General features: G+C 72.3%; 19 protein-coding genes. 13 read left to right on the top strand and 6 right to left on the bottom strand.

Translation table 11 applies throughout. The features are described from left to right. Positions 1-86 precede the first annotated feature (86 nt). The 5 genes from paaZ to ACH34Q_RS16660 all read left to right on the top strand — a co-directional run bounded on the left by paaZ (position 87) and on the right by ACH34Q_RS16660 (position 5,962). On the top strand, positions 87-2,123 hold the full coding sequence (paaZ, locus tag ACH34Q_RS16680) for a phenylacetic acid degradation bifunctional protein PaaZ (RefSeq protein ID WP_395983856.1): 2,037 nt from the start codon (positions 87-89) through the stop codon (positions 2,121-2,123). Between the two features lie 85 nt (positions 2,124-2,208). Continuing rightward, positions 2,209-2,862, top strand: coding sequence for a helix-turn-helix domain-containing protein (locus tag ACH34Q_RS16675; RefSeq protein ID WP_395983855.1), 654 nt, complete (start codon positions 2,209-2,211; stop codon positions 2,860-2,862). Positions 2,863-2,952: 90 nt separating this feature from the next. Further along, on the top strand, positions 2,953-4,161 hold the full coding sequence (locus tag ACH34Q_RS16670; RefSeq protein WP_395983854.1) for an NAD(P)/FAD-dependent oxidoreductase: 1,209 nt from the start codon (positions 2,953-2,955) through the stop codon (positions 4,159-4,161). Continuing rightward, a complete protein-coding gene (locus ACH34Q_RS16665; protein WP_395983853.1) occupies positions 4,158-4,472 on the top strand; it encodes a (2Fe-2S)-binding protein in 315 nt (104 codons plus the stop codon). The genes ACH34Q_RS16670 and ACH34Q_RS16665 overlap by 4 nt, the downstream gene beginning before the upstream one ends. Continuing rightward, a complete protein-coding gene (locus ACH34Q_RS16660; RefSeq protein WP_395983852.1) occupies positions 4,472-5,962 on the top strand; it encodes an NAD(P)/FAD-dependent oxidoreductase in 1,491 nt (496 codons plus the stop codon). The genes ACH34Q_RS16665 and ACH34Q_RS16660 overlap by 1 nt, the downstream gene beginning before the upstream one ends. 13 nt (positions 5,963-5,975) lie before the next feature. Here ACH34Q_RS16660 and ACH34Q_RS16655 read toward each other — a convergent pair whose 3' ends face one another. Continuing rightward, positions 5,976-7,187: an RNA-guided endonuclease InsQ/TnpB family protein gene (locus ACH34Q_RS16655; RefSeq protein WP_395983851.1), complete on the bottom strand. Its 1,212-nt coding sequence runs from the start codon at positions 7,185-7,187 to the stop codon at positions 5,976-5,978. A 154-nt stretch (positions 7,188-7,341) separates the two neighbouring features. Here ACH34Q_RS16655 and ACH34Q_RS16650 point away from each other — a divergent pair, with 154 nt between their 5' ends. From ACH34Q_RS16650 to ACH34Q_RS16640, 3 genes are all read left to right on the top strand, one after another. Next, positions 7,342-8,301 (top strand): dihydrodipicolinate synthase family protein, encoded by a 960-nt coding sequence (locus ACH34Q_RS16650; protein WP_395983850.1) that lies wholly within the window; start codon positions 7,342-7,344, stop codon positions 8,299-8,301. After that, entirely contained in the window at positions 8,301-9,302 is a 1,002-nt protein-coding gene (locus tag ACH34Q_RS16645) for a proline racemase family protein (RefSeq protein ID WP_395983849.1), read from the top strand. The genes ACH34Q_RS16650 and ACH34Q_RS16645 overlap by 1 nt, the downstream gene beginning before the upstream one ends. Positions 9,303-9,561: 259 nt before the next feature. Further along, complete coding sequence (locus ACH34Q_RS16640) at positions 9,562-10,980, top strand: aldehyde dehydrogenase (NADP(+)) (RefSeq protein ID WP_395983848.1); 1,419 nt, start codon at positions 9,562-9,564, stop codon at positions 10,978-10,980. 585 nt (positions 10,981-11,565) lie between these two features. Here ACH34Q_RS16640 and ACH34Q_RS16635 read toward each other — a convergent pair. After that, the gene (locus tag ACH34Q_RS16635) at positions 11,566-11,979 is read right to left on the bottom strand and encodes a VOC family protein (RefSeq protein WP_395983847.1); all 414 of its coding nucleotides are present in this window, start codon (positions 11,977-11,979) and stop codon (positions 11,566-11,568) included. A 76-nt stretch (positions 11,980-12,055) separates the two neighbouring features. On the opposite strand from ACH34Q_RS16635, the gene ACH34Q_RS16630 reads away from it, so the two are divergent. Together ACH34Q_RS16630 and ACH34Q_RS16625 are read left to right on the top strand one after the other, a co-directional pair. Continuing rightward, a complete protein-coding gene (locus ACH34Q_RS16630; protein WP_395983846.1) occupies positions 12,056-12,646 on the top strand; it encodes a TetR/AcrR family transcriptional regulator in 591 nt (196 codons plus the stop codon). A gap of 221 nt (positions 12,647-12,867) precedes the next feature. After that, the gene (locus tag ACH34Q_RS16625) at positions 12,868-13,230 is read left to right on the top strand and encodes a thioredoxin family protein (protein ID WP_395983845.1); all 363 of its coding nucleotides are present in this window, start codon (positions 12,868-12,870) and stop codon (positions 13,228-13,230) included. Here ACH34Q_RS16625 and ACH34Q_RS16620 read toward each other — a convergent pair. Further along, on the bottom strand, positions 13,227-14,603 hold the full coding sequence (locus tag ACH34Q_RS16620) for an NADP-dependent succinic semialdehyde dehydrogenase (protein ID WP_395983844.1): 1,377 nt from the start codon (positions 14,601-14,603) through the stop codon (positions 13,227-13,229). The genes ACH34Q_RS16625 and ACH34Q_RS16620 overlap by 4 nt on opposite strands. Before the next feature lie 164 nt (positions 14,604-14,767). On the opposite strand from ACH34Q_RS16620, the gene ACH34Q_RS16615 reads away from it, so the two are divergent. Both ACH34Q_RS16615 and pgi read left to right on the top strand, forming a co-directional pair. Further along, complete coding sequence (locus tag ACH34Q_RS16615) at positions 14,768-16,096, top strand: MFS transporter (protein WP_395984001.1); 1,329 nt, start codon at positions 14,768-14,770, stop codon at positions 16,094-16,096. A gap of 164 nt (positions 16,097-16,260) precedes the next feature. Further along, positions 16,261-17,907, top strand: coding sequence for a glucose-6-phosphate isomerase (gene pgi / locus ACH34Q_RS16610; RefSeq protein WP_395983843.1), 1,647 nt, complete (start codon positions 16,261-16,263; stop codon positions 17,905-17,907). Positions 17,908-18,013: 106 nt separating this feature from the next. Here the strand turns inward: pgi and ACH34Q_RS16605 are convergent, their stop codons facing one another. Then, entirely contained in the window at positions 18,014-18,865 is an 852-nt protein-coding gene (locus ACH34Q_RS16605; RefSeq protein WP_395983842.1) for an SAM-dependent methyltransferase, read from the bottom strand. Positions 18,866-18,955: 90 nt separating this feature from the next. Then, the gene (locus ACH34Q_RS16600; protein WP_395983841.1) at positions 18,956-19,204 is read right to left on the bottom strand and encodes an EF-hand domain-containing protein; all 249 of its coding nucleotides are present in this window, start codon (positions 19,202-19,204) and stop codon (positions 18,956-18,958) included. A 404-nt stretch (positions 19,205-19,608) separates the two neighbouring features. On the opposite strand from ACH34Q_RS16600, the gene ACH34Q_RS16595 reads away from it, so the two are divergent. After that, positions 19,609-20,958, top strand: coding sequence for a hypothetical protein (locus ACH34Q_RS16595; RefSeq protein ID WP_395983840.1), 1,350 nt, complete (start codon positions 19,609-19,611; stop codon positions 20,956-20,958). Between the two features lie 18 nt (positions 20,959-20,976). Here the strand turns inward: ACH34Q_RS16595 and ACH34Q_RS16590 are convergent, their stop codons facing one another. Next, entirely contained in the window at positions 20,977-21,909 is a 933-nt protein-coding gene (locus tag ACH34Q_RS16590; RefSeq protein ID WP_395983839.1) for a cupin domain-containing protein, read from the bottom strand. Between the last annotated feature and the right edge of the window lie 21 nt (positions 21,910-21,930).

Here is a 21,930-nt window from a genome sequence, read left to right as displayed (position 1 = left end):
GTGAAGCGCCGGGATCGGTGAAAGGTTAGATCCTGGACGTACGGCCGCGACGGAGCGGCCGTGACCGTGCGGACGAGGAGGTCCCGGTGGTCGTGCTGCGCAGTTATGTGGCGGGTTCCTGGCAGGCGCCGGCGGACGGGGGGACGCCGCTGCCGGACGCGGTGACGGGGGAGGAGGTGGCGCGGATCTCCGCCGCCGGGATCGACCGGGCGGCGGCGCTCGAGCACGGGCGTGCCGCAGGCGGTCCCGCGCTGCGCGAGCTGACGTTCCACCAGAGGGCGGGGCTGCTGAAGGCCCTGGCGTCCCATCTGCGCGAGCACCGCGAGGAGCTGTACGCCCTGTCGGCCCGTACGGGCGCCACCCTGGGCGACTCCAAGTTCGACATCGACGGCGGCATCGGGGTCCTGTTCGGCTATGCGAGCAAGGGCAAGCGCGAGCTGCCCAACGACACCGTGCTGGTCGAGGGCGAGGTGGAGCCGCTCGGCAAGGGCGGCACCTTCGTCGGCCGGCATCTGTGCACGCCGCTGCTCGGGGTGGCGGTGCAGATCAACGCGTTCAACTTCCCCGTCTGGGGGCCGCTGGAGAAGCTGGCGCCCGCGCTGCTGGCCGGGATGCCCAGCCTGATCAAGCCCGCGAGCCAGACCGCCTACCTGACCGCCCGGCTGGTCGAGCTGATCGTGGACTCCGGGCTGCTGCCCGAGGGCACCGTGCAGCTGCTGTGCGGCGAAGCGGGCGACCTGCTCGACCATCTGACCGAGCAGGACGTGGTCGGCTTCACCGGGTCGGCGGGCACGGCGCAGCGGCTGCGCGCCCATCCCGCCGTGGTCGGGCGCTCGGTACGGTTCAACGCCGAGGCCGACTCGCTGAACTGCTCGGTCCTCGGCCCGGACGCCGTGCCCGGCACGGCGGAGTTCGACCTGTACGTCGAGCAACTGGTCGCGGAGATGACGGTGAAGGCCGGGCAGAAGTGCACCGCGATCCGCCGCGCGTTCGTCCCCGAGGGCCTGATGGACGACGTCGCCGAGGCGGTCCGCGAGCGGCTGTCCACGGTGACCGTCGGCGCCCCGTCCAACCCCGACGTGCGGATGGGCGCGCTGGCGAGCCTGGACCAGCGCGAGGAGGTGCGGCGCTCGCTGAAGTCGCTGCTGGACGCGGCACGCCCGGTGTTCGGTGCCCCCGGCACGGTCGCCGTCGTGGACGCCGATCCCGAGCGCGGCGCGTTCATGGCGCCGATCCTGCTGCGCGCCGACGATCCCGGCCGGGCCGAGCCGCACGAGGTCGAGGCGTTCGGGCCGGTCAGCACGCTGATGCCGTACCGGGACGCCCGGCACGTCGTGGAACTTGCGGCGCGGGGCCGGGGCAGCCTGGCGGGGTCGGTGGTCACCGCCGATCCCGGTTTCGCCCGCGAGGTCGTGCTGGGCGCCGCGCCGTGGCACGGGCGGCTGCTGGTCCTGAACGGTGAGGACGCCCAGGAGTCCACCGGGCACGGCTCGCCGCTGCCCGCCCTCGTCCACGGCGGTCCCGGCCGGGCCGGCGGCGGCGAGGAGATGGGCGGGATCCGCGGGGTCCTGCACCACATGCAGCGCACCGCCGTGCAGTGCGGACCGGCCATGATGACGGCGCTGACGGGGCAATGGACACCCGGGACCGACCGTACGGTCACCGACGAGCACCCGTTCCGCAAGCACCTGGAGGACCTGCGCGTCGGCGACACCGCCGTGGGCGGCCCGCGCACGGTCACGCTGGACGACGTCGAGCACTTCGCCGCGTTCACCGGCGACACCTTCTACGCCCACATGGACGACGAGGCCGCCAAGGCCAATCCGTTCTTCGGGGGACGGGTCGCGCACGGCTATCTCGTGGTGTCGTTCGCGGCGGGCCTGTTCGTCTCGCCCGAGCCGGGCCCCGTCCTGGCCAACTACGGGCTGGAGAACCTGCGCTTCCTCACCCCCGTCTACCCGGGGGACGAGCTGACGGTCACGCTGACCGCCAAGCAGATCACCCCGCGCGAGGGTTCGGACTACGGTGAGGTCCGCTGGGACACCGACGTCACCAACCAGGACGGCGCCTCGGTCGCCAAGTACGACGTCCTGACCCTGGTGTCCAAGCGGCCGGGGGCCTGACCTCGGACGGAGCCGCCGGGGTCATGCCGCCGCCCGGGTTGTACCCTCGTTCGGTAAAGCGAACATCATCGGGTGCGGAGGACGCATGGCAGAGGACGCCGGTACGCAGCTCGGCGCGGATCCCGGCGCGGGGCCACCCGCCGGGTCGGTGCGCGACATGCTGGCGGCCAACCTCAGGCGCGCCCGGACCGAGCTGGGTCTGTCGCTGTCGGAGCTGTCGCGCCGGTCCAGGATCGGCAAGGCGACGCTGTCCCAGCTGGAGGCGGGTGCCGGCAACCCGACGATCGAGACGGTGTTCAGCCTGTCCAGGGCGCTGGAGGTACCGATCTCCGATCTGCTCGACCACCGCCGCCCGTCCGGCCTGACCGTGGTCAGGGCGGCGGACGTGGAGGTGCTGCGCGGCGCGGGGGTCGACCTGCGCCCGCTGCGCGGCATCGAGTCCGGCGGCGCGATCTTCGAGGTGTACGACCAGCAGGTCAGGGACGGCTCGCGGCAGGACTCGCTCGGCCATGTCGGGACCGAGCACACGATCGTGCAGGCGGGCCGGCTGGGCGTTCGGGTGGACGACCGGGAGGTGGAGCTGGAGCCGGGCGACTACGTGGGCTTCGACGCCCGGCTGCCGCATGGCTATATCGCCCTCGATGGGCCGGTTCGCTCGGTTCTGCTGCTGCAGTACCGTTCTGACCAGCGGCTTCACGCGTCGCCAGCACAGCCGCCGTGCCTGGCGGAAACTCCCTGACCCGGATCCGGTACGGACCGTTGACACGGAACGGGTCGCCGTTTTAGCCTCGGCAGCGTTCGATTTAACGAACGATATCGGGAGGATGGCGTGCGCGAAACGCGGGTCGTGGTGCTGGGCGCCGGGATCATCGGCGCGGCCTGCGCCCGCGAGCTGACCCTCGCGGGGTACGCGGTCACCGTGCTGGAACGGGGCGGCCCGGCCGCCGCGACCACCGCGCACGGCGAGGGCAACGTCCTGGTCTCCGACAAGGGCCCGGGCCCCGAGCTGGAGCTGGCCCGCCTGTCGCGCCGCCTGTGGCCCGAGATGCTGGCGGCCGAGACCGGGCCGGCCCCTGCGGCGGCCGAGACGATCGAGTGGGACCCCAAGGGCGGCATCGTGGTGGCCACCACCGAGGACGGCGCCCGCGAGCTGGCGCGCTTCGCGGCGTCCCAGCGCGAGGCGGGCATCGACGCGCACCCCTTGGACGCCGCCGCGCTGGCCGAGGCCGAGCCCCACCTGACCCGCGACGTCAACGCCGCCGTCGCCTACCCCGAGGACGCCCAGGTACAGCCGTCCGGCGCCGCCGGCGCGCTGCTCGCCGCCGCGCTGCGGAACGGGGCCGTCCTGCGCACCGGCTGCGAGGTGCTGGGCGCCGCCGTCACCGGCGGCAAGATCACCGGGGTGCGCACCTCCCTCGGCCTGGTCGAGGGCGACGCGTTCGTCAACGCGGCGGGCCCGTGGGCGGGCGGCCTGTCCGCCCGGCTCGGCGCCCCCGTCGACGTGCGCCCCCGGCGCGGCGAGGTCCTGGTCACCGCGCCGATGCCGCCCACGGTGTTCCACAAGGTCTACGACGCCGACTACGTGGGCGCGGTCGGCAGCGGCGCCGGCGACCTGCAGACCTCGGCGGTGGTGGAGTCCACCCGCGCCGGCACGATCCTGCTGGGCTCGTCCCGGCGCCGGGTCGGCTTCGACGACCGGCTCCGACCCGAGGTCCTGTCGGTCATCGCGGGCAAGGCGCTGCGGCTGTTCCCCGATCTGGCGGGCGTCCCGGTCATGCGCGCCTACGGCGGTTTCCGCCCGTACGTTCCCGACCACCTTCCGGTGATCGGACCCGATCCCCGGCTGGCCGGGCTCTGGCACGCCGGCGGCCACGAGGGCGCCGGGATCGGCCTGTCGGTCGGCACCGCCCGCCTGCTGGCCGACCTGTTCCTGGGCCGCGAGTCCGAGATCGATCCCGAGCCGTTCCGCGTGGACCGCCCGGCCGTTCTGGGCCAGGCCGCCGGCGCACACTCCGTACCCCAGGGGGAGGACCGATGAGCCCGAGACTGGTGCGCGCGGACGCGGACGCCGTAGGGCGCCGCGAGTCGCCGCTGACGATCACCGTGGACGGGGAGCCGCTGGACGGCGTCGCCGGGCAGACCGTCGCGGGCGTCCTGCTGGCCTCGGGCCGCCGCTCCTGGCGTACGGGCCCGTCCGGCTCCCCGCGCGGGGTGTTCTGCGGCATCGGCGTCTGCTTCGACTGCCTGGTGACCGTGAACGAGGAACGCGACGTCCGCGCCTGCCGCCGCCGCGCCCAGGACGGCGACGCCGTCACCACCCAGTCCCGCGCGGAAGCGGGGGAGCGCTGATGGGACGGCAGGTCGTCATCGTCGGCGCCGGTCCCGCCGGGCTGGCCGCCGCGGCGGGCGCGCTGCGCGCGGGCGCCGGCGTGACCCTCATCGACGCGGCCGAGCAGCCGGGCGGGCAGTACCACCGGATGCTGCCCGAGGCGTTCGCCGCCGAGCGCCCCGAGCGGCTCCACCACGGCTGGGAAGGCTTCCAGCGGCTGCGCCGCCACGTGCTCGGCCACCCGAGGTGCGCGTGGTGGGCCGAGAGCACGGTGTGGTCGCTGGAACGTTCCGACCCCGGCGATCCCCGCCCGCCGCGCGTGCACGTGCTGCGCGGCGCACCCGACGGAGCCGGCCGGGACCGGTACGTCCTCGACCCGGACGCGCTGGTCCTGGCGCCCGGCGCCCATGACCGGGTGCTGCCGTTCCCCGGCTGGGACCTGCCCGGCGTCTTCACCGCCGGCGCGGCCCAGGCACTGGCCAAGGGCGAACGCCTCGCCGTCGGCGACGACGTCGTGATCGCCGGATCCGGCCCGTTCCTGCTGCCGGTGGCGGCCTTGCTGCTGGAGGCGGGCTCGCGCGTACGGGAGGTTCTGGAGGCCAACCCGCCCGGCACCGTCCTACGCGGCTGGGGGCGGCGCCCCTGGGAGCTGGCGTCGCAGGGCGGCAAGGCCGCTGAGCTGGCGGAGTACACCGCCTTGCTGGCCCGGCATCGCGTTCCGTACCGGCTGGGACGCGCCGTCGTCGAGGCCAGGGGACAGGGCCGGGTGGAAGAGGTCGTGACCGCCCGGCTGCGCGCCGACTGGTCGGTGGTCCCCGGTACGGAACGCACGGTCCCGGCCGATGCGGTCTGCGTCTCGCACGGGTTCACCCCGCAGCTGGAGCTGCCCGTCGCCGCCGGCTGCGCGCTGCGGCAGGAGTCGGCGGCCGAGTCGTTCGTCCAGGTCGACGGCGACCAGCTGACCACGGCGCCCGGCGTGTACGCGGCGGGCGAGATCACCGGGATCGCCGGAGCCCCGGCCGCCCGTACCGAGGGCCTGCTGGCCGGATGGCTCGCCGCCGGCGGCCCGCCCGGAGCAGCCGAGATCGCGACCCTGCGCCGGAGCCGCGACCAGGCCCGCGCGTTCGCCGAACGGCTCGCCGCGGCCCATCCGATCGGCGCCGCCTGGCCCGGCTGGCTGCGTTCCGGAACGGTCGTGTGCCGGTGCGAGGAGACCTCGTACGGCACCCTGTGCGCCGCCGCCGACGACCGTGCGAGCGGCGCGGCCCGCGCGATGAAGCTGCGCACCCGCGCCGGCCTCGGTCCCTGCCAGGCCCGCGTCTGCGGTCCCACCGTCGCCGAGCTGCTCGCCCGCCGCGCCGCCGGCGGGCCCGGCCGTCCCGCCGAAGGGCTCGCCCCGGCCGGCCCCCACCACAGACCCCTCGCCCAGCCGATCCGGCTCGGCGAGCTCGCCGCACCTCCCCTCGCCTTCGGGGCTGTCACCCCCGCGAAGAAAGAGAACCCCCGTTGACCTCCTCCCCCGCCTAAAGGCGGGGAAGTCCAACCGTCGCCGGTTGGTTTTCCTGCTTCGTCGCCGACCGCCCCGTCCGGGAGGACTCCCGTTGAGGTCTTACACCGGCTCCACAGGCCGACACCGCCAGCCCGGCGGCCAGAACGTTGCGGGCCGCGTTGACGTCGCGGTCGTGGACCGCGCCGCACCCGCCGCATTCCCATTCCCTCACGTCGAGGGTCATTTCCCCGGCGATGGTCCCGCACCGCGAGCACAGCTTGGACGAGGGGAACCACCGGTCGATCACCACGAGTTCGCGGCGGTACCAGTCGGCCTTGTACTCCAGCATCGTGCGCAGGTCCCGCCAGGCCGCGTCCAAGATCGCGCGGGCCAGGCAGTGGTTGGCGACCATGCCCGCGACGTTCAGGTCCTCGATCACGACCGTTTGGTTCTCACGGACGAGCCGAGTCGACAGTTTGTGCAGGAAGTCGCGGCGGCGGTCGGTGATCCGGGCGTGGACCCGCGCGACACGGCGCCGGGCCTTGTCCCGGTTCGCCGACCCTGCGGCCTTGCGGGCCAGCGCCCTCTGTGCTCTGGCGAGCCGTGCCCGGTCGCGGCGCTCGTGCCGGGGATTGGTGACCTTCTCCCCGGTCGACAACGTCACCAGCGACGTCACCCCGGCGTCCACGCCCACCGCCGCGTCGACCGGATCGAGGCGGGCGATGGCGCTGGTGCACAGGATCGAGCAGAACCAGCGGCCAGCGCTGTCGCGCGACACCGTCACCGTGGACGGCTCGGCCCCTGCGGGCAGTGGCCGCGACCACACGATCGCCAAGGGCTGCCGCATCTTGGCCAGTGTCAGCTCACCGTCGCGCCACCGGAAAGCGCTGCCGGTGTACTCCGCCGAGGCGCGGGACTTCTTACGGGACTTGAACCGCGGATACCTGGCGCGGCCCGCGAAGAAGTTGGTGAACGCGGTCTGAAGATGCCGCAGCGCCTGCTGCAACGGGACCGACGACACCTCGTTCAGGAACGCCAACTCGGGCGTCTTCTTCCATGCCGTCAGCGCGGCCGAGGACTGCACATATGTCACGCGGCGCTGCTCGGTGTACCAGGTGCGCGTGCGTTCCTCCAAGGCCTTGTTGTACACCAGCCGCGCGCAGCCGAACGTTCGATCCAGCTCGGCCGCCTGCTCATCGGTGGGATAGAAGCGGTACTTGAACGCCCGCTTCACCTGCCGCGCCATGCCTCACAACCTAACGATCCCGGTGTGAGCCCGCAGGCATTTCGGCAAGCCACCGGACCGCCACCCGCTCCAGCGGACCACCTTTCCCTGCCCTGCTCCGCAGGAGTCCGTTTCCTCCCCGCCTGAAGGCAGGGGTTTCCACAGAGGAGTACAGATGAGCAGCAAGAAGAAGGTCGAGAGCCTCGGCGGCGTCATCGTGGCCACGGCCCTGCCGTACTACGAGGACGCCTCCGCGCCCGCCGGGCTCGCGGTCGACTACGACCGGTTCGCCGAACACTGCCGCTGGCTCGTCGACAGCGGCTGCCGCGGCGTCGGCCCCAACGGCTCGCTCGGCGAGTACTCCTCGCTGACCGACGAGGAGCGCCGCAGGGTCGCCCGTACCGCCGTGGAGACGATCGGCGACGACGGCGTCGTGGTCGTCGGCGTGCACGGCCCCGGCTCCCACCAGGCGAGGCGGTGGACGGAGATCGCGGCCGAGGACGGCGCGGACGGTGTGCTGTGCCTGCCGCCGACCATGTACCGCGCCAACCGCGGCGAGGTCATCGCCCACTACGAGGCCGTCGCCTCGGTCGGGCTGCCGGTCATGATCTACAACAACCCGATCGACACCAAGGTCGACCTCACCCCCGACCTGGTCGGCGAGATCGCGCAGATCGAGAACATCGTCGCGATCAAGGAGTTCTCCGGCGACGTCCGGCGGATCCTGGAGATCAAGGAGAACGCGCCCGGCCTGGAGATCGTGGCGGGCGCCGACGACGTCACGCTGGAGGCGCTGCTGATGGGCGCCACCGGCTGGTTCGCCGGGTTCCCGAACGTCTTCCCGGCCGAGTCGGCGGAGCTGTTCGAGCTGGCCACCGCCGGCAAGCTGGACGAGGCCCGCGCCCTGTACGAGCCGCTTGTCGCCGCGTTCCGCTGGGACTCGCGGACCGAGTTCGTCCAGGCCATCAAGCTCGGCATGGAGCAGGTCGGCCGCTACGGCGGCCCCTGCCGCCCGCCGCGCGGCCCGCTCGTCGAGGCGCACCGCGACGGCGTCACCGCCGACATGACCCGCGCCATCGACGCCCTGCGGCGCCGTACTCCCGACCACCGTATTCCCGACCACCGGGGAGACTGATGCGATCCGCCCGTACGATCACCGCGATCGACTCGCACACCGAGGGCATGCCGACCCGCGTGGTCACCGGCGGCGTGGCACCGATTCCCGGCGCCACCATGGCCGAGCGCCGCCGGTACGCCGTCGAGCATCTGGACGGCCTGCGCCGCTTTCTCGTGGACGAGCCGCGCGGGCACGGCGCGATGAGCGGCGCGATCCTGCAGCCGCCCACCCGCCCGGACGCCGACTGGGGCGTGCTCTACATCGAGGTGAGCGGGTTCCTGCCGATGTGCGGGCACGGCACGATCGGAGTCGCGACCGTCCTGGTCGAGACCGGGATGGTCGAGGTCACCGAGCCGGAGACCCGCGTACGGCTGGACACGCCCGCGGGCCTTGTCGAGGCCCGCGTGGCGGTACGGGACGGCGCCGTCCAGCACGTCACCCTGCGCAACATCGCCTCGTTCGCCGTCGAGCGGGACGCGGCCGTGACCGTCCCGGGCCGGGGCGAGGTCCGCTACGACATGGCCTACGGCGGCAACTTCTACGCGATCACCGAGCTGGCCGCGCTCGGGCTCCCGTTCGACCGCGCCCGCAAGGACGAGATCCTGCGGGCGGGCCTGGACATCATGACCGCCATCAACGAGCAGAACCGGCCGCGGCACCCGGAGGACCCCGGAATCGGCGGCTGCAAGCACGTCCAGTTCCTCGCCCCCGGCTCGGACGCACGGCACTCGCGCAACGCCATGGCGATCCACCCGGGCTGGTTCGACCGGTCGCCCTGCGGCACCGGCACGTCGGCGCGGATGGCCCAGCTGCACGCGCGTGGCGAGCTGCCGCTGCACACCGAGTTCGTGAACGAGTCGTTCATCGGCACCCGCTTCACCGGCCGGCTGGTCGGCACCACGGAGGTCGGCGGGCTACCCGCCGTACTGCCGGAGTTCACCGGGCGCGCCTGGATCACCGGCACCGCGAGCTACCTGCTCGACCCCGCCGACCCCTTCCCCGAGGGCTTCGCTCTCTAGACTGTCTCAAATTGATAAGACCCGGCCCACAGTGCTCGCCTGGCGGCTCGCACCGTGACCGTGCCTTGGGCGAGCGCGGCATCGCTTCGCGATCTGCCCGGTGACGCTCGCCTCCGGCATCGCCCCACCGGGCAGGGAACGCGCTCGCGCGGTGGGTGAGACCACTGCGGCGGGGACCACATTCCGTTCCCGCCGTACGGCTCTACGGCTACCGCAATTCGGCGGAGAACCGCCGTGACATCGACGAAGGGAACAGCGCATGAGCGCGACGGACCAGGCGGTCTCGGCCGCCGTGGCGGCGGCGGAGGACTGGGCGGCGGCCCCGCCCGAGGCCAGGGCGCGGGCGCTGAAGGCCGCCGCCGATGCCCTCGAGGCGGCCCGCGCAGAGCTGGTGCCCCTCGCCGACTCCGAGTCGCACCTCGGCCCGGCCCGGCTGAACGGCGAGCTGACGCGGACGACGTTCCAGCTCGGGCTGTTCGCCGAGCAGGTCCTGGCGGGCGGCTTCTACGACGCCCGGATCGACCGCCCCGACCCGGAATGGCCCACCGGTCCCCGTCCCGACCTGCGCCGTTACCGGACGGCGCTGGGCCCGGTGCTGGTGTTCGCGGCGAGCAACTTCCCGTTCGCGTTCAGTGTCGCGGGCGGCGACACCGCCTCGGCGCTGGCGGCCGGCTGCCCGGTCGTGGTCAAGGCCCACCCCGGACACCCCGCGCTGTCGCGCCGTACGGCCGAGATCGTCACCGCCGCGTTGCGGGACGCCGGAGCGCCCGAGGGCACGTTCGCCCTGATCGAGGGCGAGCAGGAAGGCGTCGAGGCACTGCGCCACCCGGGCATCAAGGCCGCCGCCTTCACCGGCTCCGAGCGCGGCGGCCTGGCCCTGGCCAAGATCGCCGCCGATCGTCCCGAGCCCATTCCGTTCTACGGCGAGCTGGGCAGCACCAACCCGGTCGTCGTCACCTCGGGGGCCGCCAAGGCGCGCGGCGAGGAGATCGCCAAGGGCTATGTCGGCTCGGTGACCCAGGGCGCGGGCCAGTTCTGCACCAACCCGGGGATCCTGTTCGTGCCCGCCGGCGACGGCATCGTGGACCGCATCAGCGCCCTCCTCGGCGAGGTCGCCGCGTCCCCGATGCTCAACGACCGCATCGAGTCGGGCTTCCTCGACGCGGCCCGTACCCTCGGTGAACGCCCCGGCGTCCAGCGCCTCATCTGGCCGGAGGACGGCTCGGCCGCCCCCCGCCTGCTGACGATGGACCTGGCCGCGTTCGCCGCCGACAGCCAGGCCGCCGCCCGGGAGTGCTTCGGCCCGCTGGGCCTGGTGGTGACGTACGAGCGCCTCCGCGACGTCGCCGAGGTCCTGGCCAAGCTCCCCGGCCAGCTCACCACCTCGCTGCACGGCGAGGCCGACGAGACCGGCGAGCTGACCGGCCTGGCCGGCGTCCTGGCCGAACGCAGCGGCCGCGTCCTGTGGAACCAGTGGCCCACCGGAGTCTCGGTCACCCACGCGATGCAGCACGGCGGCCCGTACCCGGCCACCACCACCCCGGCCACCACCTCGGTCGGAACGGCGGCCATCGAGCGGTTCCTGCGCCCGGTCTCGTACCAGAACTGGCCGCAGGACCTCCTCCCGCAGCCGCTGCGCGACGGCAACCCCTGGAACGTCCCGCAGCAGATCACCTGACGGGTGCGGAGGGACCCGGGGGCTCACGCCGCCGGGTCCCCTCCGCCAGCCGGCGGAGGCCACGAGGCGTACATGGCCGACATCGACACCGCTTGAACGGCGCGGCTTGAACGATCACGCGCCGGGCTGTCGGTGCGGGCCCCAGGTTCTCCGCTTCCGCCTAGGATCTCGGCGTCCCCCTTGATCGACTCGGATCGGAGATCCCGTGCCGGTGGTGCAGCTCGGTGCGCCCGACCTTCTGGAGACGCCGCGTCCCCTCCGGGCGCGGTCACCCGTTCCCGAGCGCGTCACGGCGGTCGCGCGGCCACGCCCTGGTCCCGGGGTTCGCGGAGGTCCTGCTCCTGGCGGAGGGACGGTGGCCCGCCTCGCGGCCCCTTCCGCCCGGCGCGGGGTCGATCTGGTCACGACATCGCAGGCCTCTCCGCCACCGCGTCAACCTGTGACCCGTGTGGTGCGGTGCTTGGCCCCGCGTGCCGATCCTCGACGAGGACCGGGTCACTGTCTGGAACCTCGCCTTGGTTACCGCCCTCCTGATGGCGGACGCGCCCAGGCGCAGGACCGCCGCCGATCGGTCGCCGGCCGGCCTCAGCCGGCGTACTGGGCGGCGAATTCGGGGGAGGGGGCGATGGGGGTGATGACGTCGATCAGGACCCCGTTGGGATCGGCCACGATGAAGTGGCGCTGGCCGAAGTCCTCGCTGCGCAGTTCGAGTTCGGCCTTCAGGCCTGCCCGTGTGACGAGGCGGTCCCACTCGGCGTCGACGTCCTCGACCTCGAAGTTGAGCAGCAGGCCCGCGGCGGGCTTGCGGTACGGCTCGGGCAGGGTCGGGTGGGTGTGGTCGAGGAGGGCCAGTTCGTAGGCGGGCGGGCCGGGGCGGCGCAGGCTCACGTACCAGTCGGCCTCGAAGGTCACCTCGAAGCCCAGGAGTGCGGTGTAGAAGTCGCGGGACTCCTCGAGCCGTGCCGTGCAGATCACCGGATAGAGGCTGGTCAGATGCATGGGTTCGTCCTTTCGCGTACCATCGGTATGTGAAGAACGGTATTCGCATACCGTTGGTACGTCAAATGGAGGTGCGATGCCGCCGGGTACGAGGGCACAGCAGCGCGAGGAGACCAGGCGGGCCTTGCTGCGGGAGGGCAGGCGGCTGTTCGCGGCGCGCGGGTACGGCGCGGTGGGCCTGTCGGAGATCGTTCAAGCCACCGGGGTCACCAAAGGCGCGCTCTACCACCACTTCGGCGGCAAGGCGGCCCTGTTCCGCGCCGTTCTGGAGCAGGTCCAGGGGGAGGTGGGGGACGCGGTGGCGCGGGCCGCCGACGTTCATGAGGATTCCTGGACGCGGCTGGTGGTCGGCTGCCAGGCGTTCCTCACCGCCAGCACGGATCCGGACATCCAGCAGATCCTGCTCATCGACGGGCCCGCGGTCCTGGGGTGGGCCGCATGGCGGGCGATGGACGAGGCCGCGTCGGCCCGCCACCTGGCCGAGGCGCTGTCCGATCTCGTCAAGGAGGGGGTGATCGCGCCTCAGCCGGTCGCACCGCTGACGCATCTGCTGTCGGGCGCGATGAACGAGACGGCCCTATGGCTGGCCACGTCCGAGGACCCGGCCGATCTGCCCGACGCGCAGGCCGCGCTCTCGCGCATGCTGGAGTCGCTGCGCGCCAGGTGAGAAGCAGGCAGGGCCGGTCGACGAGCCGGATCTCGGTGGACTTGACGCCTGGGCCTGGGCGGATCGTGGTGTCGTCGGCGGTGAGCGGCTCTTCAAGAAGGGGATGAAGAAGAACCTGCAGGAGCTCGCGCGGATCCTCGAAGCTTCGCGATGACCCTGGAATGTGTCCCGCGAACGCTGTGGTTGACATAGGTGAGGGCCAACCCGAGGGGGAATTCGTCATGGCAACGGTCGAGCTCACCAAGGACCGGTTCGACGAGACGGTCGGCGGCGACGGTCTCGTCCTGATCGACTTCTGGGCGTCCTGGTGCGCGCCGTGCCGGTCGTTCGCGCCGGTGTACGAGCGGGTGTCGGAACGCCATCCGGGCGTCGTGTTCGCCAAGGTCGACACCGAGGCCGAGCCGGAGCTGTCGTCGGCGTTCGACATCACCTCGATCCCCACGCTGGCGATCGTCCGCGACCGGATGGTGCTGTACGCGGAGCCGGGCGCGCTGCCCGAGCCGGCGCTGGAGGACCTGATCACGCAGGCCGAGGCCATCGACATGGACGAGGTGCGCCGCGAGCACGAGGCGGAAGGGTCCTAGGCGCCCGCCCAGACGGTCTTGACGTTGCAGAACGCGTGCATGCCCTGTTCGGAGAGCTCGCGGCCGTAGCCGGAGTTCTTGACGCCGCCGAACGGGAGATCGGGATAGGACGTGACCATCCCGTTGATGAAGACCTGCCCGGCGTCGAGTTCGGTCGCGAACCGCTCCCGTTCGGCCGGATCCCGGGTCCAGGCGTTGGAGCCGAGGCCGAAGTCGGTGGCGTTGGCCAGGTCGATCGCCTCGGCGATGCCGTCCACCCGGAAGAGTGAGGCCACCGGGCCGAAGACCTCCTCGCGGTACATCCGCATCCCGGGCGTGATCCCGGTGATCACGGTCGGCGGGTAGTACCAGCCGGGGCCGCCGGGGCGCTCGCCGCCGCACAGGACGGTGGCGCCCGCCCCGACGGCGTCGGCCACCTGGGCCTCGACGTCCTCGCGGCCCTGCTCGGTGGCCAGCGGGCCGATGTCGGTGGACTCGTCCATGGGGTCGCCGACCCGCTGGGCCCGCATGTGCTCGACGAAGCGCCGCTCGAACTCGTCGTAGGCATCGGTGTGGACGATGAAGCGCTTGGCGGAGATGCAGCTCTGGCCGTTGTTGAGGCAGCGGGAGGCCGCCGCCGTCTCGGCCGCGCGGGCGATGTCGGCCGACGGCATGACGACGAACGGGTCGCTGCCGCCCAGTTCCAGCACGCTCGGCTTGATCTCCTCGCTCGCGGCCGATCCGACCGCGCGCCCCGCGGGCTCGCTGCCGGTCAGCGTGGCGCCCCGGACCCGCCGGTCGCGGACGATCCCGTCGACCTGGCCGGAACCGATCAGCAGGGTCTGGAACGCGCCCTCCGGGAAGCCCGCGCGGCGGAACAGCTCCTCCAGGAACAGCGCCGTCTGCGGGACGTTCGACGCGTGCTTGAGCAGGCCCGTGTTCCCCGCCATCAGCGCGGGGGCGGCGAAGCGGATCACCTGCCAGAGCGGGAAGTTCCACGGCATCACGGCCAGGACCGGGCCGATCGGCTGGAAGCGCAGCCAGGCCCGCTCCGCGCCCACGGCGGCGGCGTCGGCGGGCCGGTCGGCCAGGAAGTCCGCGGCGCGATCGGCGTAGAAGCGGCACGCCTTGGCGCATTTGAGGGCCTCGGCGCGCGCGGACGTGACCGTCTTGCCCATCTCGGCCGTCATCACCGCGCCGATCCGCCCGGCCTCATCCTCCAGGATGCCGGCGGCGGCCTCCATCCAGCGGGCGCGGGCGGCGATCTCCGTGCCGCGCAGGGCCGCGAAGGCCTCGGTGGCCCGGTCGAGGCGCTCGTCGATCTCCTTGCCGGTCAGCGCGTCGAAGGTCCGTTCCACCCGGCCCGTCGCGGGGTTGGTCGTCGCGATGCTCATGCCCGGGTGGTGCCCCCTGCGCCGGACCGGAAACAACACCGGACATTCATGATCAAACGTGATCCGCCGCACATTGCGGTTTGACCGGAACATGGGTTTGGGGGTCGTTGGTTGAAGCTCTCTGTGCTCCCACAAGAAGGAAGAGGGTTTTGGCACTACCTCCTATGTTGCGCTCGCTGCGTCACCACAACTATCGAATGTGGGCGACCGCTGACCTGATTTCGGTCACCGGTACGTGGATGCAGGTGCTGGCGCTCAACTGGCTGATCCTGTCCATCACCGGATCGGCGACCAGCGTCGGGCTCGGGCTCCTCATGCAGGCCGTGCCGACCCTCCTGCTCGGGCCGTGGGGAGGTGTGATCGCCGACCGGCTGCCGGCCCGCCAGGTCGTCATGACCGGCCAGATCGTCCAGGCGGCCCTGTCCACGACCCTGGCCTTCATGGCCTCCGGCGATCCGGGGTCCACCACCTGGCTGTACATGATCTCGTTCCTGTCCGGTACCGCGACGGCGCTCAGCAGCCCGTCCCTGGGCCGGTTCGGTGCCGAGGTCGTGGGCCCCGAGGACCTGTCCAACGCGCTGTCGCTGGGCTCGGTGCTCAGCTCGGCCGGGCGGATCCTCGGGATGAGCCTGGCCGGCGTGGTGATCCCGCTCGCCGGGGTGGCCGGCGCCTTCGCGGCCGACGCGGTCAGCTTCGCCGGCGTGATCATCGTCCTGGCGCTGATCCGCAAGCGCGAACTGCACCCCATCCCGCGAGCCGAGGCCGGCGAGCGGGGCGTCTCCGCGGGGCTGCGCTACGTGTTCCGGACCCCCTGGATGCTGGTCACCCTCGGCCTGGCGTTCGTGCTGGGCAGCCTCGGCCGCAACTACCAGGTGACGATGGCCGCCATGAGCGAGGGCCCGCTGAACGGCGGCGCCTCCGGGTACGGCGCGCTCTCGGTCGCCTTCGCGGTCGGCACCGTCCTCGGCGGCCTCTACGCCGCCAGCCGGGCCCGGCTCTCCCTGGCCCTGCTGCTGGCCATGGCGTCGGTGTGCTCGATCGGCCAGATGATCAGCGGTGGCTCGGCCAACCTGCTGATGTTCGGTGCCGTGCTGCTGCCCATCGCGGCGGGCGCGGTCGTGATCGACACCACCGTCAGCACCCGCGTCCAGCTCGACAGCCCCGCCATTCTGCGCGGCCGTGTGATCGCCGCTCAGGGCATGGTCGGTGCCGCCTCGGGCGCCGCGGGCGGGCCCCTGCTGGGCTTCCTGAGCGACAGCCTGGGCCCTCGCGCCGCGCTCTCCCTCGCCGGGACGATCAGCGTGCTGGCCGCCCTGGCCGCCGGCTACGCGCTGTGGCGGATGGGCAAGATCACCCTCTTCGGCCGCGCGGCCGCCGTGACCGCCCCGGCCGAGGACCCCGCCCCGCCGGCGGAGCCCGCTCCCGTTCCGGTGCCCGCCCTGGCCGCGGGCCCCGGCGGGACGGTGCCCGAACCGGCGGTCGCCGTCCGATGACCACCGCCCCCCAGGCCGGTTGACACACCGTTCCTGGGGGAGCGGCGGCGCGCGGCGGGCCCCCGACCTATGATCGCCTTTGGCATGGAGCCGGGATGCGGGGAAGGGACAGGGGAGCCGCATCCGGGGGCGGCCCGGCCGGTTGGGCAAGGAGATGAGGGGACATGGCCGATATCACCGAAAGCTCCGAGTGGGCGGCGCTGACCGCACACCACCACGAGGAGCTGGCCGGGCGGCACCTGCGCGAGCTGTTCGACAAGGACCCGGGACGGGCCGAGCGGATGACGGCGACCGGCGGCGACCTCTACCTGGACTTCTCCAAGCACCGGGCGACCGACGAGACGGTCCGGCTGCTGGTGGCCCTGGCCGAGCGGGCCGGGCTGCGGGAGCGCATCGACGCGATGTTCGCCGGTGAGCGGATCAACGTCAGCGAGGACCGGGCCGTCCTGCACACCGCGCTGCGGATGCCCCGGGACGCCTCCCTGACGGTGGACGGCCAGGACGCCGTGGCCGATGTGCACGCCGTCCTGGACAAGATGGCGGACTTCTCCGGGCGGGTGCGTTCGGGCAAGTGGACGGGCTTCACCGGAAAGCCGATCCGCACGGTGGTCAACATCGGCATCGGCGGCTCCGACCTGGGCCCTGCCATGGCGTACGAGGCGCTGCGCGACTACGCGGATGCCGGGATCTCGTGCCGGTTCGTGTCCAACATCGATCCGGCCGACGTGACCGGGACGCTGGCCGACCTCGATCCCGAGCAGACGCTGGTGATCGTCAGCTCCAAGACGTTCGGCACGCTGGAGACCCTGGCCAACGCGCGCGCCGCGCGGGCGTGGCTGGTCGACCGGCTGGGCGACGAGAAGGCCGTGTCGCGGCACTTCGTGGCCGTGTCGACGAACGCCGAGCGGGTCGCGGAGTTCGGGATCGACACCGGCAACATGTTCGGGTTCTGGGACTGGGTCGGCGGCCGGTACTCGATGGACGGCGCGATCGGGCTGTCGCTGATGATCGCGATCGGGCCGGACCGGTTCCGCGAGATGCTCGGCGGGTTCCACGCGATCGACGACCACTTCCGGCGCGCGCCGTTCGAGGCCAACCTGCCGGTCATCATGGGGATGCTCGGCGTCTGGTACACCGACTTCTTCGCCGCGCAGACCCTGGCGGTCCTGCCGTACAGCCAGCGGCTGTCGCGGTTCCCCGCCTACCTGCAGCAGCTCACGATGGAGTCCAACGGCAAGTCGGTACGGGCCGACGGGGCACCGGTCGTCGCGCAGACCGGGCAGATCTACTGGGGCGAGCCCGGCACCAACGGGCAGCACGCCTTCTACCAGCTGCTGCACCAGGGCACCCGGCTGGTCCCGGCCGACTTCATCGGCTTCGCCGAGCCGTTCGAGGACGTCCAGGCCGACGGCGGCGGCATGCACGATCTGCTGATGGCCAACATGCTGGCGCAGGCCTCGGCGCTGGCGTTCGGCAAGACGGCCGAGGAGATCGCCGCCGAAGGGACGCCCGCCGACCTCGTCCCGCACAAGGTGATGCCCGGCAACCGGCCGAGCAGCACGATCCTGGCGCCCCGCCTCACCCCGGCGACGCTGGGGCAGCTGATCGCGCTGTACGAGCACATCGTGTTCGTGCAGGGGACGGTCTGGGGGATCGACTCGTTCGACCAGTGGGGCGTCGAGCTGGGCAAGGTGATGGCGCAGGACCTGGTGCCGGCGCTGACCTCGGCGGAGCCCGCCGACGGCGCGCCCGACCCGTCCACCGCCGCGCTGGTCCGCCTCTACCGGCGCCGCCGCGGGCGCGCGGTCTGACCGGCTGACCTACCGCCTGCCATTCTGGCCGCCTGTCATTCTGGCGCCTGACGTGCCGAAGCCCCGCCTGGAAGCGGTCCAGGCGGGGTCCCGAAGGCGATGCGGGCTACGGCTTGCGGGCGATGCCGCCGTACTCGTAGACCCCGCGTTTGAGCTTGGTCGCCCCGACGTAGGGCAGCAGCGGCTCGTCCACCGGGGCGAGGGCGGGCTGGTCCGGGTCGGGCCGCCAGTCGGCCAGGTTGACCAGTCCCGGCTCGACCGGCTCCAACCCGTCCAGGAACGCGTCCACCTCGGCCGGCGTGCGGGTCCGCCACGGGATGCCCTGGCCGGAGATCAGCCTGCTCATCTCCCGGCCGCGCGCGGGGTCGTCGGCCACGACCTGGGACAGGCACAGGCAGCTGCCCGGCGCCGCCCGGTCGATGATCGTACGGAGCGTCCCGCGCGGATCGTCGTCGTCCCCCAGATGGTGCACCACCGACAGGAACAGCACCGCGACCGGCTCGCTGAAGTCGATCAGGTGCCGCACGTCGGGGTGGTCGAGCACCTTCTCCGGCTCGCGCATGTCGGCCTGCAGCACGGCGGTGCCGGCGTCGGAGGCCAGCAGTGCCCGCGCGTGCGCCAGCACGATCGGATCGATGTCGACGTACACCACCCGCGCGTCGGGCGCGAAGGACCGGGCGACCTGGTGCACGTTGTTCTCGGTCGGCAGCCCGCAGCCCAGATCGATGAACTGCCGGATGCCCTCCTCCTGCGCCAGATGCCGTACGGCGCGGTACAGGAACGCGCGGTTCTGCCGGGCGATGTCCACGCATTCGGGGAACGCCGGCAGCGTGGTCAGCAGGAACCGCCGGTCGATCTCGTAGTTGTCCCTGCCGCCGAGCATCCAGCCGTACGCGCGGGCCGAGGTCGGCACGTCGTGCCGGACGGACGCGAGGTCGATCGCCCCGCCAGCGGTCACTGCGTGCCCTCCGTCTTCGGGGCGCGGCCGTCTCGGTCGCCCGCCGCTCGATGTGCGTGTCGTCGCGATGTGCGAGCCGGGGGTGCGCGGTCAGGCGCGCGCGGAGCCGACGTCCCAGCCCTGCGTGTCCAGCAGGACGCGGAGCTCGGGGAAGGTGATGAAGCCGTCGAGATTGGTGTCCGCCCGTTCGAACCTGTCCTGGACCTCGGCGCGCGTCCATGACAGCCCGAGGCTGTCGAGCACCATGCCGAACTCCATCAGATCGAGCCTGTCGTCACCGCCGAGGTCCGACCGCGTGAACACGGTGCGCAGATCGTCCCCGGTCGGTTTCGTGGTCATATCACTCCTTGTATCGGCTGATGTGCCCCGCATCATGTCATATCGATGGGGCCCTTTCCGGAGTGAAACGCCGCCGCGCGCGCCGTGGTTCCCGGCCGGGGGGAACGTCCCGGGAACGTGTCCGGAACAGGCCGCGAACGGGGCGGATCAGCGGGTGCGCGGCTTGACCTGAGGCCCCTCTCCCGGGCCCTGCTGGCCTTCCGATCCGCGTACTGGTAAATACCTCTTCATCCGGTATCGATCCCTCCCTGGCGAGCCTGTGTCCGGCCTATGTCCGGCAGTGCCGCCCAGTGGTCAATACCAATCTTGTGCATGTTTGCCGTGGCGGGCCCGGATTGGATCGGTCTAATCTCGCTCGGACCGACAGCGTGCGCGCGGGACGCGCGGGACGGAAGGCGGCGAAGATGAGGAAGTTCGTACGGGGAGCGATGGCACTGGCGCTGCCGTTGATCCTGCCGGCGGCACTGGTGACGGCGCCGGCCCAAGCAGACGGCCCCGGGGACGGCCGGGGCGGCGACGGCGACTGGCGGCTGGTACGGGCGGAGAAGTTCAACCGGGCGCTGAGTGACGGCCAGGCCCGCTGGGTCCGCGACGACGACGGGCCGGGCAGCCCGTACGACGTCGACGCCTACGACAACGACGGCAAGTTCTTCGAGACCGTGGGCGGCCCGGCGTTCCGGCAGCAGCTGTCCGCCTTCGACACCTATCGCAAGTCGTTCAGCTTCGGCGCCGGCGGCTGGCTGACGGCCGAGCTGGCCGCCCGCGACTCCGACAAGGACGGCACTCCGGACGCGCCGCCCTCGCTGACGACCCGCAAGGGCGTCGCGCACATGGACGAGCCCAGCCATCACGGCGGGGTGCTCATCCGTTCCACGCAGGCGCTGCCGAGCGAGTACCGCGTGGAGATGACGCTGCGCGGGCTCGACTTCGGCGGGCAGCGCGAGGGCTCGTGGGACTACGCGGACGGGCGGATCAACGGCTACTCGCCCGAGGGCTGCAAGACCAACCATCCGTGGGCGTCGAGCGGCGACTTCTCCCGGCCCGAGTGCCAGTGGTACGACGTCCGTACCGACTCCAACGGCTTCTACTACCTCGGCATCATGGACTACGCGCGTCCGGCGCCGCACAACAACGTCTTCGTCCACACGCACCGCAAGGTGGCGATGGACTCCTACAACCGCTACAAGTACACCGGCACGGGGCTGCGCTACTGCAACCCGCAGACCAAGCAGTACGAGCCGTACGGCGCGGGCACCGGCAACGGCGTCAACGCCATCTTCATGACCGACGACCGGCGCTACACCAACCAGCCCGGTACCGAGTACCTGATGCACAGCGAGTGCGGGGTCGCCAAGGGCAAGGCCATCGTGTCCCAGGTCGACCTGAAGCCGGAACTGATGCCCGAGGAGAGTTACCGGTTCGCCATCGAACGGCGCGACGGCGCGTACACGATGGAGATGTCCGGGGTGTTCGCGCACGTCGGGCAGGCGACGTACCGCTACACGCGCGCGTTCGTCCAGGACGGCGAGCCGATCTGGCACTACAACCAGAAGCCATCGGAGTACGACGGGCGCTTCAACGCCGACTGGACCTGGAACGGGGCGGGCGGCACCTACACCGACCGTGACACCTGGCCCGCCGGGTCGGCCTACCCCGACACGTTCATGATCGGTGACCCGCACATGAACTTCTACGAGGGCAGCGCGCAGGTCGACGACGTGCGCCTGTCCGTCCCGGGCCGCGACCGGCCATGACGCTCGGCCCTCGCGGGGTCACCGGTTGAGGCGGTACTCCTGCGGACTGACGCCGTGTTCGCGCTTGAAGGCCGTACTGAGCGCGAACGCGGTGCCGTAGCCCACCTTGCGGGCCACCGCCTCCAGCGTCGCGTCGGTCTCGCGGAGCAGGTCGGCGGCCTGGGCCAGCCGCAGCCCGGTCAGGTATCCCATCGGAGGCTCGCCGACGAGCCTGGCGAACCGCTGCGCGAGGGTCGCGCGGGCGACGCCGCTCTTCTCCGCGAGGGTGGCGACCGTCCACGGATGGGCGAGGTCGTCGTGCAGCAGCCGCAGCGCGGGGCCGACGACGGGATCGCCGGCGGCCCGGTACCAGCCGGGCGCCTCGGCCTCGGGACGCGAGAACCAGGTCCGCAGCACGGCGATCAGCAGCAGGTCGAGCAGCCGGTCGAGCACGACGTCCTGGCCGGGGTCGTCCTTGACGATCTCCTGGTCGAGCAGCCGCAGCAGCGGCGAGTCCAGCGTGTCCGCGGACAGCACGATCAGCGGCGGCAGCGCGGCCAGCAGCTTCTGGGTGACGGCGCCGCGCATCGGGTACGTGCCGATCAGCATCACGGTCGCGCCGCCGGGGTCGTTGCCCCAGCTCCGTACGCCGAACCACATCTCCTCGGTCGTGCTCCGCCCGTCCGGCGCGGAGCACGACTGCCCGGGATTGATGATGACCGTCACGGGCGCGGCGGGATCGCAGGCGACGGTGTACGGCTCGGGTCCGCGCGCGATCACGATGTCGCCCGGCCCGATCCGGACCGGGGCGAAGCCGTCCGCCAGGACCCACGCGTGCTCGCGCACCATCGCGAACAGGCTGAGCGGCGCCTCGTCGGCGCAGTGGATGCTCCACGGCGCGCTCATCGTCGCGCGCAGCAGGAACGCGCCGCGGGCCCGGGGGCCGTCCAGCAGGTCGGTCAGCGCGTCCATGCGCTCAGATTAGACGCTCGC

The organism is Actinomadura sp. 9N407, assembly GCF_044326315.1.
In the GTDB taxonomy this organism is placed as follows: domain Bacteria; phylum Actinomycetota; class Actinomycetes; order Streptosporangiales; family Streptosporangiaceae; genus Spirillospora.
The sequence above is the reverse complement of the archived record's forward strand: the minus strand, read 5'-3'. Positions and strand labels throughout refer to the sequence as shown.

What these genes read in the sequence shown, in the direction of transcription:
- ACH34Q_RS16675 (WP_395983855.1), top strand. Translation starts at nt 2,209, where the DNA reads ATGGCAGAGGACGCCGGTACGCAGCTCGGCGCGGATCCCGGCGCGGGG.
- ACH34Q_RS16665 (WP_395983853.1), top strand. Translation starts at nt 4,158, where the DNA reads ATGAGCCCGAGACTGGTGCGCGCGGACGCGGACGCCGTAGGGCGCCGC.
- ACH34Q_RS16660 (WP_395983852.1), top strand. Translation starts at nt 4,472, where the DNA reads ATGGGACGGCAGGTCGTCATCGTCGGCGCCGGTCCCGCCGGGCTGGCC.
- ACH34Q_RS16655 (WP_395983851.1), bottom strand. Translation starts at nt 7,187, where the DNA reads ATGGCGCGGCAGGTGAAGCGGGCGTTCAAGTACCGCTTCTATCCCACC.
- ACH34Q_RS16650 (WP_395983850.1), top strand. Translation starts at nt 7,342, where the DNA reads ATGAGCAGCAAGAAGAAGGTCGAGAGCCTCGGCGGCGTCATCGTGGCC.
- ACH34Q_RS16645 (WP_395983849.1), top strand. Translation starts at nt 8,301, where the DNA reads ATGCGATCCGCCCGTACGATCACCGCGATCGACTCGCACACCGAGGGC.
- ACH34Q_RS16640 (WP_395983848.1), top strand. Translation starts at nt 9,562, where the DNA reads ATGAGCGCGACGGACCAGGCGGTCTCGGCCGCCGTGGCGGCGGCGGAG.
- ACH34Q_RS16635 (WP_395983847.1), bottom strand. Translation starts at nt 11,979, where the DNA reads ATGCATCTGACCAGCCTCTATCCGGTGATCTGCACGGCACGGCTCGAG.
- ACH34Q_RS16630 (WP_395983846.1), top strand. Translation starts at nt 12,056, where the DNA reads ATGCCGCCGGGTACGAGGGCACAGCAGCGCGAGGAGACCAGGCGGGCC.
- ACH34Q_RS16625 (WP_395983845.1), top strand. Translation starts at nt 12,868, where the DNA reads ATGGCAACGGTCGAGCTCACCAAGGACCGGTTCGACGAGACGGTCGGC.
- ACH34Q_RS16620 (WP_395983844.1), bottom strand. Translation starts at nt 14,603, where the DNA reads ATGAGCATCGCGACGACCAACCCCGCGACGGGCCGGGTGGAACGGACC.
- ACH34Q_RS16615 (WP_395984001.1), top strand. Translation starts at nt 14,768, where the DNA reads ATGTTGCGCTCGCTGCGTCACCACAACTATCGAATGTGGGCGACCGCT.
- pgi (WP_395983843.1), top strand. Translation starts at nt 16,261, where the DNA reads ATGGCCGATATCACCGAAAGCTCCGAGTGGGCGGCGCTGACCGCACAC.
- ACH34Q_RS16600 (WP_395983841.1), bottom strand. Translation starts at nt 19,204, where the DNA reads ATGACCACGAAACCGACCGGGGACGATCTGCGCACCGTGTTCACGCGG.
- ACH34Q_RS16595 (WP_395983840.1), top strand. Translation starts at nt 19,609, where the DNA reads ATGAGGAAGTTCGTACGGGGAGCGATGGCACTGGCGCTGCCGTTGATC.
- ACH34Q_RS16590 (WP_395983839.1), bottom strand. Translation starts at nt 21,909, where the DNA reads ATGGACGCGCTGACCGACCTGCTGGACGGCCCCCGGGCCCGCGGCGCG.